Source organism: Desulfosporomusa polytropa, from assembly GCF_055380075.1.
Genome location: NZ_AP042400.1, coordinates 100,001 through 112,500 on the forward strand (window position 1 = coordinate 100,001; position 12,500 = coordinate 112,500).

The 12,500-nt window shown below is 45.1% G+C and carries 5 protein-coding genes, 4 tRNA genes, 1 rRNA gene and 1 riboswitch; of the genes, 8 read left to right on the plus strand and 2 right to left on the minus strand.

What is annotated here, in order from left to right; genetic code table 11:
- Nucleotides 1-119: 119 nt before the first annotated feature.
- From ACZ449_RS02055 to ACZ449_RS02075, 5 genes are all read left to right on the plus strand, one after another.
- Nucleotides 120-195, plus strand: a tRNA-Phe gene (locus ACZ449_RS02055).
- A gap of 5 nt (nucleotides 196-200) precedes the next feature.
- Nucleotides 201-275 (plus strand) — tRNA-Gly (locus tag ACZ449_RS02060).
- Nucleotides 276-377: 102 nt separating this feature from the next.
- Nucleotides 378-452 (plus strand) — tRNA-Cys (locus ACZ449_RS02065).
- An 8-nt stretch (nucleotides 453-460) separates the two neighbouring features.
- A tRNA-Leu gene (locus tag ACZ449_RS02070) sits at nucleotides 461-549 on the plus strand.
- Nucleotides 550-713: 164 nt separating this feature from the next.
- Nucleotides 714-2,456: a dipeptidase gene (locus ACZ449_RS02075; protein WP_464259427.1), complete on the plus strand. Its 1,743-nt coding sequence runs from the start codon at nucleotides 714-716 to the stop codon at nucleotides 2,454-2,456.
- Between the two features lie 90 nt (nucleotides 2,457-2,546).
- On the opposite strand, the gene thiC is transcribed toward ACZ449_RS02075, so the two are convergent.
- Complete coding sequence (gene thiC, locus ACZ449_RS02080; RefSeq protein ID WP_464259428.1) at nucleotides 2,547-3,845, minus strand: phosphomethylpyrimidine synthase ThiC; 1,299 nt, start codon at nucleotides 3,843-3,845, stop codon at nucleotides 2,547-2,549.
- 68 nt (nucleotides 3,846-3,913) lie between these two features.
- Nucleotides 3,914-4,011, minus strand: a riboswitch (TPP riboswitch).
- 2 nt (nucleotides 4,012-4,013) lie between these two features.
- Nucleotides 4,014-7,463: a pyruvate carboxylase gene (gene pyc, locus ACZ449_RS02085; protein WP_464259429.1), complete on the minus strand. Its 3,450-nt coding sequence runs from the start codon at nucleotides 7,461-7,463 to the stop codon at nucleotides 4,014-4,016.
- Between the two features lie 652 nt (nucleotides 7,464-8,115).
- On the opposite strand from pyc, the gene ACZ449_RS02090 reads away from it, so the two are divergent.
- The 3 genes from ACZ449_RS02090 (at nucleotide 8,116) to ACZ449_RS02100 (ending at nucleotide 12,058) form a co-directional block, all read left to right on the plus strand.
- Nucleotides 8,116-9,671: ribosomal RNA gene (locus ACZ449_RS02090) — 16S ribosomal RNA — on the plus strand.
- Nucleotides 9,672-10,092: 421 nt separating this feature from the next.
- Nucleotides 10,093-10,776 carry a response regulator transcription factor gene (locus ACZ449_RS02095; RefSeq protein ID WP_464259430.1) on the plus strand — a complete coding sequence of 228 codons (684 nt, stop codon included), beginning with the start codon at nucleotides 10,093-10,095 and terminating at the stop codon, nucleotides 10,774-10,776.
- A complete protein-coding gene (locus ACZ449_RS02100) occupies nucleotides 10,766-12,058 on the plus strand; it encodes a sensor histidine kinase (RefSeq protein ID WP_464259431.1) in 1,293 nt (430 codons plus the stop codon). The genes ACZ449_RS02095 and ACZ449_RS02100 overlap by 11 nt, the downstream gene beginning before the upstream one ends.
- Nucleotides 12,059-12,500: the final 442 nt, after the last annotated feature.

Here is a 12,500-nt window from a genome sequence, read left to right on the forward strand (position 1 = left end):
GCTAGAAATGTTCATATGCTAGGCGCGACGAGAACCGTAGCGGAGGCGTACACGGAGTACGTTGAGCAACGAATCACAGAAGCAACAACGCAGATGAGCGTTTATAGACAGCTGCATATGCCTCGGTAGCTCAGTCGGTAGAGCAGAGGACTGAAAATCCTCGTGTCGACAGTTCGATTCTGTCCTGAGGCACCATTAAAGCGGAAGTAGCTCAGCGGTAGAGCATCGCCTTGCCAAGGCGAGGGTCGCGAGTTCGAATCTCGTTTTCCGCTCCATTTCTTTATATTTAGCGGATGTTATCGCTACTCTCTAACTAAGCGACTCACACATGTTCTTGCTTCGTCTATCAGCTCGCAATAACATGGTTCGCTACTTATGGCGACATAGCCAAGTGGTAAGGCAGAGGTCTGCAAAACCTCTATTCCCCAGTTCAAATCTGGGTGTCGCCTCCAATTTTTATGCCGGGGTGGCGGAACTGGCAGACGCACGGGACTTAAAATCCCGCGGGTAGAAATACCCGTACCGGTTCGATTCCGGTCCTCGGCACCAAGTATTTAAAAGACTTCGCAATTTTTGCGAAGTCTTTTTTGCAGTTCATAATTATCCATTTATTAACTAATTTTAACATTATTTTTAAAATTAGAAGGAAATTGGTTATGGAAAAAGAATTTAAGCAATTACATAGAATCTAGTAAGGTGAAAGGAGTAGTTTGATGAAAAAAGGCATTTTGATGTTTACGTTGGTGCTTTATATGAGTTTTGTTGTGCCGGTATTTGCTTGTACTACGACTATTGTAGGTAAATCGGCTTCTGCCGATGGATCAGTCATGGTGTCGCACTCAGATGATGGCTTGGGTGATGGTAGCTTGGTGTATGTTCCGGCAATGGATCATAAGCCGGGTTCATTAAGAGCAGTATATTATTCTATGGTTGCTTTGGATTACAAACCACAGTGGGGAGGCAATGAAACACATCGGCTTGTGACTAAAGAGCGTGGCCCAGGCTATGATATAGCCGGTATAACGCCTAATGTACCGTTGGGCTACATTCCGCAGGCGGCACATACATATGCTTATTTTGACGGCAATTATGGTGTAATAAATGAATATCAGCTTTCTATTGGCGAGTGCACAGACAAAGCCAAAGTACATCCCGAGCCTGAGCCTGGCAAACGTATTTTCTACTCATCTGAACTTTCGCGAGTTGCATTGGAACGCTGTAAGACCGCCCGTGAAGCTATACAACTTATGGGCGAACTTATTGAAACATATGGTTACTATGGTACCGGAGAAACGCTGTTGGTGGCAGATCCAAACGAAGGTTGGGTCATGGAGATGGCTGGTTATGATTTGAATGGTACGGGTGGTGTCTGGGTGGCACAACGTGTGCCTGATGACGAGTTTTTTGTAGCCGCCAATCAATTCCGTATTCGTGATGTGCGCATTGGCGCAGATGATATGATGTATTCTAAAAATATTTTTGATGTTGCCCAGCAAAAAGGCTGGTGGAAACCTGAGAATGGTTTGTTGGATTATACCAGTGTATATGGTGATGGTGAGTTTCATCACCCGTATTATTCATTGCGCCGCATTTGGCGTGCTCAATCGTTGGCAGCACCTTCGCTTGGTCTGTCTCCCTGGGTAGAGGGTGAAGCCTTTACGCGGGACTATGCTTTTACGATAAAACCAGATAGTAAACTATCGGTGGCAGATGTATTTGCCATTCATCGTGATAACTATGAAGGAACAGAATTCGACTTAACCAAGGGCTTGGCGGCAGGACCGTTTGGTGATCCTAACCGCTTTGAAGGCAATGCAGAATCAGTAGCCGACAAAGAGGGGAAACTCACACCGGTGGTAGGAGAGTTTGAACGTCCTTTGAATATTTATCGCTGTGCTTACGCGTATGTCAATCAGTCGCGGAGCTGGCTGCCTGATGCTATTGGCGGACTGACTTGGTTTGGGCCGGATCGTCCGGCTACGGCTGTTCTTATGCCGTTCTATGCAGGAGCATTGGATTTACCAAAAGCTATAGAGCGGGCCGATGTACTTAAGTATGATCGTGGCAGTTTGTGGACAGCTTTTAACTATGTAGGTAACTATTCTATGCTTAAGTATTCTTATATGATCCAAGATATTCATAAGCTGCGTGATCACTTCGAAAGTAGTGCTTTTGGTAAACAAGCCGAAATAGAAAATAATGTGTTGGCGCGTTGGCAGAGTGGTGATCATAAAGGGGCACGCGAATTGCTCAGCCGTTATAGTGATAACAATGCCAATGCTGTATTGGACAACTGGTGGAAGTTATCCGAAGATTTATATCTTAAATATAATGACGGTTATTATAATGACAAACAGGCAATTGCTCAGCCGCTGTTTTATCCGGCCTGGTGGCTCAAAAAAGTAGGTTATGAGCAAGGGCCTACTAGTTATCAAAAGAAGGCACTGGTTCAGTAAAGAGACTCTTAGATTATGCTTTGCCTTAAGTACAAAAAGCTCTGTATTCTGCAAATAGCAGATACAGAGCTTTTGTTAAAGTAAGCTATTTTATATAATACTTAAATCTTCGCCGTTAAGAATCTTCTTCATATTTTTCATGGGGCACATTTTACCGCACATGGTACAGGTATCTTCGCATTCAGGCATAGATTCTTCCCGATACTTTTTGGCCTTTTCCGGGTCAATAGACAGTTCAATCATGCGGGGGAAGTCTACATCGGCCCGGGCGGCACTCATTTGGTTATCCCAGTTGCGTGCACCGGGAATGCCCTTGGCAATGTCAGCCGCATGGGCGGCAATACGGGCAGCAATAATGCCTTCTTTCATATCATCCAGGTTGGGTAAGCGAAGGTGCTCTGCCGGGGTAACATAACAGAGAAAGTCAGCACCGTTTGCCGCAGCAATGGCACCACCAATGGCGCTGGTGATATGGTCATAGCCAGGAGCGATATCAGTGACTAGTGGACCTAATACATAGAAGGGGGCACCATGGCATAAACGTTTTTCTAGTTGCATGTTAGCGGCAATTTCATTAATTGCCATATGGCCGGGACCTTCGATCATGATTTGTACATTTCTGGCCCAGGCGCGTTTGGTTAATTCGCCGAGGGTAATGAGTTCTTCGATTTGCGCAGCATCGGTAGAGTCATTGATCGAACCTGGACGGCAGGCATCGCCTAAGCTGATGGTCACATCATATTTTTCACAGATGTCCAGCAGTCTGTCGTAATACTCATAGAATGGGTTTTCCTGGTCATTTAGTTCCATCCAGGCAAAAAGAAGCGAACCTCCCCGGGAAACAATGTTGGTGAGGCGCTTATTTTTTTTCACCCGTTCGGCTGTCTGACGGTTCATGCCACAATGGATGGTCATAAAATCTACACCGTCTTCGGCATGGCGTTCAACAACTGAGAAAAATTCATCGACAGTGATGTCTTTTAGATCCTTGTCAAGCATTCCTATAGCATCATACATAGGTACAGTACCAATCATGATCGGGGCCATTTCAATCAGCTTGCGTCGAAATTCCTGGGTTTTACCATAACAGCTCAAATCCATAATGGCTTCGGCTTTTAGGTCGATGGCTTTTTTTACTTTTTCTAGTTCAAGTTCAAGGTCACAGCAGTCTTTGGAAACGCCAAGGTTGACGTTGATTTTGGTTCGAAGTTTTTCCCCGACTCCTTTGGGGCTGAGACTGGTATGCTGCTTATTGGCAGGAATGGCAACGCGGCCACTGGCGATTAGTTGGCGCAGTAGCTCAATATCAATACTTTCCTCCTGAGCTACGATTCGCATTTGTTCAGTAAGAATCCCTCTTTTAGCGGCATCCATTTGTGTAGTATACATAGTGTTCCCCTTCCTCTATAAATGTATTTTTAGCTATAGCAAAGGGGAAGACGCGGGCAAGCTTCTTGTAGATTGATATAAAGCTTTCCTACGGTGGTATTAACCACATCAGGTTCAAGGGTCGGAATTAAATCCTCTCAGCCATGCGGCCCCCCTAGCTATAACTAATTATGCTTCTGTTATCTTCATGAGTTCGATTAATAAATCGCCTGTTTCTACAGGATCATGAGGTTTCACAAAAAGCTCTTTTACGACACCATCAAATGGAGCTTGGATCGTCGTTTCCATTTTCATGGCTTCAGTAACAAGTAAGTATTCGCCTTTTTTTACTGGAACTCCTTTTTCCACCATGATTTTAATAACTTTCCCTGTCATAGAAGCGCCAAGCTGGCAGGGGTTGTCTTTGTCTGCTTTCACTCTCGCGATTGTAATGGCCTTGATGCTATTATCTTTAACGATAACCTCACGCGGTAAACCGTTAAGCTCAAAGTTAACAATCCGAGTGCCGTCAGGAAGTGGTTCTTCAACAGAGATAAACTTAACTACAAGTGTTTTTCCTTCTTCAATATCGACTTGGATTCCTTCCCTCGGGTTTAAGCCATGTAAAAAAGTGGGGGTGTCTAACATCGACACATCACCATAGGCAGCAACAAACTTAACCCAATCGAGGAAGACTTTGGGGTAAAGGGAGTAAGCCAGCACATCACCTTCGGTTACCGGACGAGCTAGAACATCAGCCAGCATCTCACGGATTTGGTCAAAGTTAGTCGCCTCCAGCAGTTCGCCAGGACGTTTGGTTAAGGCTGCTTTACCTTTTAAAATAATGCGCTGCAGTTCTTGGGGGAAGCCCTGGTACGGTTGGCCAATCTGCCCGGAAAAGAATTCCACGACAGAGTTCGGGAAGTCTAAACTAGCCCCAGTTTTATAAATATCGTCTTCTGTCAGGTTATTTTCGACCATGAACAACGCCATATCGCCAACAATTTTGGACGAAGGAGTTACTTTGATGAGATCGCCAAACAGGTCATTGACTTGGCGATAAACCTCCTTAATGCGGTCCCACTGATTTTCCAGTCCGAGTGCTTTGGCCTGCTGTCTGAGGTTGCTATATTGACCGCCAGGCATTTCGTGCTGATAAACCTCGGGATTAGGGAAAAAGAGGCTGCTTTCAAAATCTTTATAATGGGCGCGAACATCTTCCCAGTAATGAGACAATTTATTTAAGTTGTGAATATTTACCTTAGGTTGGCGGGCATGACCCTGCAAGGCATAGTATAAGGTATTGCTGCTGGGTTGGGATGACATGCCGGCTAATGAGGAAACTGCGGTATCTACTATATCTACACCAGCATCAATGGCCCGGGCGTAGGCGTAGATACCATTACCACTGGTGTCATGCATATGCAGGTGGATCGGAAGGTCTACAGCCTCTTTAAGGGACGAAACTAGTTGATAGGCGGCTTCAGGCTTTAGTAGTCCGGCCATATCTTTGATAGACAAAATGTGCGCGCCGGCTTGTTCGACTTCTTTTGCTAAGTTCACATAATATTTCAAGTCATACTTAGTGCGCAGCGGGTCCAGAATATCGCCGGCATAACACAAGGCGACTTCCGCAATCTTGCCAGACTGGCGCACAGCATCGATGGAAACGGTCATGGCCTCAAGCCAGTTTAAACTGTCGAAAATACGGAAAACGTCGATACCTGATGCCGCTGCTTGGTCGATAAAGGCACGAATTACGTTATCCGGATAACTGGTGTAACCAACTGCATTCGAGGCACGGAACAGCATTTGAAATAGAATATTCGGGGCTTGTGCTCTCAAGGCTTCCAGGCGCTTCCAGGGGTCTTCGTGTAAAAATCGGTAAGCTACATCAAAAGTTGCGCCGCCCCACATCTCCATCGAAAATAAATTAGGCAGCATATGGGCGGTGGGGGCAATGATATTGACCATATCATGGGTTCGCATCCTGGTAGCCAAGAGTGATTGAGGAGCATCCCGCAGTGTAGTATCTGCCAATAGCACCTCTTTTTGTTCTTTTATCCAGGCTACCAGGCCTTGAGGGCCTTGGCTGTCCAGAATTTGTTTGGTGCCAGTAGTAACAGGAAGCTCAGGGGTTTGTGGCAGACGGACAGGCGGAAAAATTGGTTTGGCACGTTTGGTAATTCCAGGGAAGCCGTTTACTGTGGTTTCGGCCAGAAAGGTAAGCAATTTGGTACCTCTGTCCTGCGTGGGAGCGAATAAAAACAGTTCTGGAGATGTATCAATAAAGGTGGTGTAATACTGGCCGCTTAAAAAGTCGGGGTGGTCGACGACGTTGTAAAGAAAGGGTATGTTAGTTTTTATCCCGCGAATACGGAATTCACCAAGACAACGTTTCATTTTGGCAATCGCACTCTTGTGAGTAAGACCCCAGGTAGAAAGTTTAACCAACAGCGAATCATAAAAAGGCGTAATCACCGACCCAGTATAAGCATTACCGGCATCAAGCCGCACGCCAAAGCCGCCGCCGCTGCGATAGGCAGTTATTTTTCCGGTATCAGGCATAAAATTATTAGCCGGATCTTCGGTGGTTAGCCGGCATTGGATGGCATGACCGTTACAGGTAATGGAGTTTTGATCGGGAATACCGATTTCATCATCGCTCAGGCGGGAACCATCGGCGATATGTAATTGGGCTTGAACAATATCAATACCTGTGATCATTTCGCTAATGGTATGTTCTACCTGGATGCGGGGGTTAACTTCAATGAAATAAAATTTTTGATCAGGTGTTACTAAAAACTCTACCGTGCCGGCACTAATATACCCAACGGCCGCCATCAGCTTAACAGCGGCATCACAAATTTCCTGCCGGAATTTTTGGGGCAGCGAGATACTGGGCGCGATTTCAATTACCTTTTGGTGACGGCGTTGCACAGAACAATCTCTTTCATATAAATGGATGACATCACCGTAATGGTCTCCCAGGATTTGAACTTCGATATGTTTGGGATTCTCAATCAGCCGTTCAAGATAGATTTGATCATCACCAAATGCGGCTTTGGCTTCCGATTTGGCGCGTAAATAAGAATCTTCGATGGAATCGGCTGAACGGACAATCCGCATGCCGCGGCCGCCGCCACCCAAAATTGCTTTAATAATGAATGGATAGCCATAGCGCTTCGCAAAATCGTTGACATCTTCCACACTATGAACGGGGCCGTCGCTTCCTGGTATAACCGGTAAACCTGCAGCTATTGCTTGGGTACGGGCATTAATTTTGTCACCAAACATAGCTAAGTGCTCAATGGTAGGGCCAATAAAGGTAATGCCTTCTTCTTTACAGCGTATGGCCAGATTAATGTTTTCTGACAAAAATCCATAACCAGGGTGGATAGCATCCACCTCGCGGCTTTTGGCTATGCGCAATATGGCTTCAATATCCAGGTAAGCGTCAACAGGGCTTTTATCTTCACCGATTAAATATGCCTCATCAGCGCGATAGCGGTGTAACGAGAATATATCTTCTTTAGAATAGATAGCAATTGTGCGGATTCCCAGTTCGTTGCAAGCCCGCATGACCCGAATAGCAATTTCGCCACGATTGGCGACCAGCACCGTCTGGATTTTTTTCATCGTAATTCTCCTCCTAAAACAAGCTATAGTACATTGTAAGAAAACAACTGTAATAAATAATTTACCACTGATTTACAGAAAATACAAGATGTAATACGGATTTATCCCTTTGAATTTCATGTCGGTAATAGGTATTTAGCAAGAGGTAATGGTAGAAGATAAAATAAAACATTCCTTCCTATATATGGATAACATTATGAAACATCTTTATGAGAAAGTAGGGTTAGCAGAAAAACGTAATTTTATCCGATGACTAAGTTGCGCTAAGACACCCTGCTCTACCTGTGTCTGTTCATAATAGGCAGTAAATACCAATGAACTTATTTGTGTGTTTTATGTTGACATTGGTAGACAACCATGCTATCATTTATAAATGTCGGCTCCGCAAAAATGCGAACGACAACAGGTTCCCTGAAAACTGAACAATGTAAGTAATGCATCATAAAAGCCAGATGTGCGGTTGTATGTCGCTTGCGACATACAAAACCAAAAACAATTTCTAAATTGATTTATAGAGCCAACAAATGGCTTCATATAATGTAGTCATTCTGTGACTTTGAACTTGTGCCTGGTGCGTCTGTTAATGTAGTTTGTCTACTTTAAATAAGATAGCTAATGGTATTTAAGTTTGTAAGCTCATAGACGGCAAACTTTATTGGAGAGTTTGATCCTGGCTCAGGACGAACGCTGGCGGCGTGCCTAACACATGCAAGTCGAACGGGGAGTTAGTAATAACTCCTAGTGGCGAACGGGTGAGTAACGCGTAGACAACCTGCCTCTAAATTGGGGACAACACCGCGAAAGTGGTGCTAATACCGAATGTGGTATCTTGGTCGCATGACTAGGATAAGAAAGGTGGCCTCTATTTATAAGCTACCGATTAGAGATGGGTCTGCGTCTGATTAGCTAGTTGGTGAGGTAATGGCTCACCAAGGCAACGATCAGTAGCCGGTCTGAGAGGATGAACGGCCACACTGGGACTGAGACACGGCCCAGACTCCTACGGGAGGCAGCAGTGGGGAATCTTCCGCAATGGACGAAAGTCTGACGGAGCAACGCCGCGTGAGTGAAGAAGGTCTTCGGATTGTAAAGCTCTGTCGTTTGGGACGAACGTATCTTGTGTGAATAATGCAGGGTAATGACGGTACCAAAGGAGGAAGCCACGGCTAACTACGTGCCAGCAGCCGCGGTAATACGTAGGTGGCAAGCGTTGTCCGGAATTATTGGGCGTAAAGGGCGTGTAGGTGGATTTTTAAGTCGTGTGTCTAAGTGCGGGGCTCAACCCCGTATAGGCGCAGGAAACTGGGAATCTTGAGTGCAGGAGAGGAAAGTGGAATTCCCAGTGTAGCGGTGAAATGCGTAGATATTGGGAGGAACACCAGTGGCGAAGGCGACTTTCTGGACTGTGTCTGACACTGAGGCGCGAAAGCTAGGGGAGCGAACGGGATTAGATACCCCGGTAGTCCTAGCCGTAAACGATGGGTACTAGGTGTAGAGGGTATCGACCCCCTCTGTGCCGCAAGCTAACGCAATAAGTACCCCGCCTGGGGAGTACGGCCGCAAGGTTGAAACTCAAAGGAATTGACGGGGGCCCGCACAAGCGGTGGAGTATGTGGTTTAATTCGACGCAACGCGAAGAACCTTACCAGGGCTTGACATTGAGTGAAAGACTAAGAGATTAGTTCCTATCTTCGGATACACGAAAACAGGTGGTGCATGGCTGTCGTCAGCTCGTGTCGTGAGATGTTGGGTTAAGTCCCGCAACGAGCGCAACCCTTATCCTTTGTTGCCAGCACGTTATGGTGGGAACTCAAGGGAGACTGCCGTCGACAAGACGGAGGAAGGCGGGGATGACGTCAAGTCATCATGCCCCTTATGTCCTGGGCTACACACGTACTACAATGGGCTTAAACAAAGCGAAGCAAGACCGCGAGGTCAAGCAAAACGCATAAACAAGCTCTCAGTTCGGATCGGAGGCTGCAACTCGCCTCCGTGAAGTCGGAATCGCTAGTAATCGCAGGTCAGCATACTGCGGTGAATACGTTCCCGGGCCTTGTACACACCGCCCGTCACACCACGAAAGTTGACAACACCCGAAGCCGGTGGGGTAACCAGCAATGGAACTAGCCGTCTAAGGTGGGGCCGATGATTGGGGTGAAGTCGTAACAAGGTAGCCGTATCGGAAGGTGCGGCTGGATCACCTCCTTTCTAGGGATAAGCAGAGAGCCAGGTTTTTAGGAGCGAAAGCGACGCGGAAACCTGTGCGAATCGCTTAGTTCTGAGCGAAAGCGAAGAACATCATATAAGCGAGCTCAATTCCAGGTCGAACATATCTTGGCAGATGATACTCTTACATTGTTTAGTTTTGAGGGAATATGAAAAGCGAGATCGCTTGCGATGACCGGATTATTATGTAAGTAAAAAAACTGCAGGATTATTCCTTGCAGTTTTTTTCATTTGCGTAGGCTCTGTTCATTTTGTTTTCAGAATCAATTGCTATAATAACTAAGAAATGAACCTACCGAATCACTAGTAAGTTTCGTGACGAATCCTAAAAAAGATAGTATAGTGATTATAGTACTTCTGACGGGTTATAGCGCTAGGTTTGGGGGGAGAGGGAGAGGTTTAGATGCGTATATTATTAGCAGAAGATGATTGTAAACTTGGCAATTTAATTAAACGCATGTTAGAAAAGGCCGAATTATCGGTTGATTGGGTAACACGGGGAGATACCGCATTTGAGTACGCAACACACTCTTATTATGACGTACTTGTTTTAGACTGGATGATGCCAGGACAGACGGGCATCGATGTATGCGCGCAGCTGCGTAAAGATGGCTATCAAGGCGCCATTTTAATGCTTACAGCCAAAGACGATATTACTGATCGGGTGTTAGGGCTTGATACAGGAGCCGACGACTACCTTGTAAAACCGTTTGAGTTTGTAGAATTGATGGCCAGACTCCGGGCTTTATCGCGTCGGAGCAGTGCTAAGCTGAAAGAAGATATCGTGCAATTAGGCGATCTTATTTTAGATCGTTCGACCCGCAGCGTTCGTTTTGACGAAACGGAGGTACAGCTTACCAGCCGTGAATTTCAGCTGTTAGATTTGCTTGTGCAAAATAAAGGACAGGTGGTACCACGGGAAGTCATACTAGATCGGGTTTGGGGGTTAGATGCCGACGTATCAACAAATAACCTTGACGCGTATGTGCGTTTGCTGCGGAGAAAAATTAACTTGCCTGAGGGCGACGTAGTAATCCAAAATGTCAGAGGGATAGGCTTTAAGTTAGAGGCTCATCATGTTTGCTAAAATTCGCAACCATTTGACTATGGTCTATTCTGCGGTTATGGTGTGTTTTCTAATATCATTTGTAATGTCAAGCTACACAGGGCTGGTTTGGGTGCTGTACCGGGAAGAACAACAAGATGTCGAGGCGTTCGCCAGCGAAGAAGCCCATGAGCACATTAATTTGCTTCGACAAATACAATTGTCGGGAAATTTGCCATTTGAGGAAGAGGATGAACAAAATGATGGGAAACTCTTTCATTACGCTTTTGATGTAAATGGGCAACAGGTTTCCTCAAGTGAACCAGCTCGTGAAGTACGTTCTGCTATTTTAGAGAACATTCGTAGCTGGCAAGGTGCTGATGGAGAAGCGCTATTAACCAAACTGCATCTTCCGGGAGACACGAAAAATTATTTCATGTTATGCAGTGTAAAAGTTTATGAAGGAGAGCAGCCGCTCGGCACAGTTTTCGTGGGTAAAGATATTACGTCCTATTACGTGATGTTAAAAAGGTTATTGTTAGTTCTTAGCCTGGGATGCTTATTATTTCTTGTTATTGCAGCTTTTGCTGGCCATCTACTGGCAGGCCGGGCAATTGTCCCGATTAAAAATTCTTTTGCCAGGCAACGTGAGTTCGTTGCTGATGCATCTCATGAACTTCGTACCCCTCTTAGTGTTATGTTGACTTCTGTAGAGGCAATACGAACAGATGACGAAAATAGATTTTCACCATTTTCGGTACAAGTGCTTGATGATATGAAAGGGGAAATCAAGAGAATGACTAAAATTGTCTCCGATTTATTGACTCTTGCCAGAGCTGATGCCGGCGCAACTGCTATCATTAAAGAAAAATTTGATATCAATATGATTGCCGAGAAGATTATCCGCTCCTTTCAACCGATAGCAACTGAAAAGGGGATTAAGCTTGAGTTTGTCGGGACAAGCAATCTTTCTATTCAGGCAGATAGAGAAAGAATAAGTCAGTTGTTGTTAATTTTAATTGATAATGCATTAAAGTTTGTGCAGCATGAAGGGGAGGTTATCCTCACTATCAAGCAAATGGCTGGTTCGAAGGGGAATATTGATATCATCGTTCAAGATAACGGGGTGGGTATTCCTGAAAAGGCGCAACAACTTATTTTTGAACGGTTTTATAGAATAGATAAAGTTAGATCTAGAGACGCGGGTGGTACAGGGCTAGGATTATCGATTGCTAAATGGATAGTAGAAGCCCATGACGGGACAATCAGAGTGGAGAGTAGCATGGGCGTTGGCAGTACTTTTATTATAAGCTTACCCAGTTAAGTGGTTTGTAGATGATGATTATAACTATGCCACATAAGAAGATACAAAGAAGGCATTAAGTGTAATATGCCTATTGCAAAAAAGTTTATTTCAGTATATAATCACCTATGTGCCTGAAATTCAGGTACATATAAACAGGTAATTCTTACAGGAATACTAAGTGGTCAAAATTGGTCATTGCAATATATGATTAATTATGATAACATAATACTCCTGATGTTCCTTGAAAACTGCACAGAAGAAAGCAAAGTAAAGAATGCTTCTTAAAAGTAATTTTGAGAAGAGAACTTAACGAAGCGCAATTAGGATTCTAAAAAAGCCCTTGCATTAGCGCAAGCAAAGTGTAAGGCAGGCGAAACTGGCTAGAAGGTGTCAGCTGCGAGGCGGACCGGAAGACGTTGTCGCGCCGCGTACTAGCGTACGCAAGCAAAACGTCTGAGGA

Bases quoted from the DNA above. Each gene is read 5' to 3' on its own strand.
- ACZ449_RS02075 (WP_464259427.1), top strand. From the start codon at position 714: ATGAAAAAAGGCATTTTGATGTTTACGTTGGTGCTTTATATGAGTTTT.
- thiC (WP_464259428.1), bottom strand. From the start codon at position 3,845: ATGTATACTACACAAATGGATGCCGCTAAAAGAGGGATTCTTACTGAA.
- pyc (WP_464259429.1), bottom strand. From the start codon at position 7,463: ATGAAAAAAATCCAGACGGTGCTGGTCGCCAATCGTGGCGAAATTGCT.
- ACZ449_RS02095 (WP_464259430.1), top strand. From the start codon at position 10,093: ATGCGTATATTATTAGCAGAAGATGATTGTAAACTTGGCAATTTAATT.
- ACZ449_RS02100 (WP_464259431.1), top strand. From the start codon at position 10,766: ATGTTTGCTAAAATTCGCAACCATTTGACTATGGTCTATTCTGCGGTT.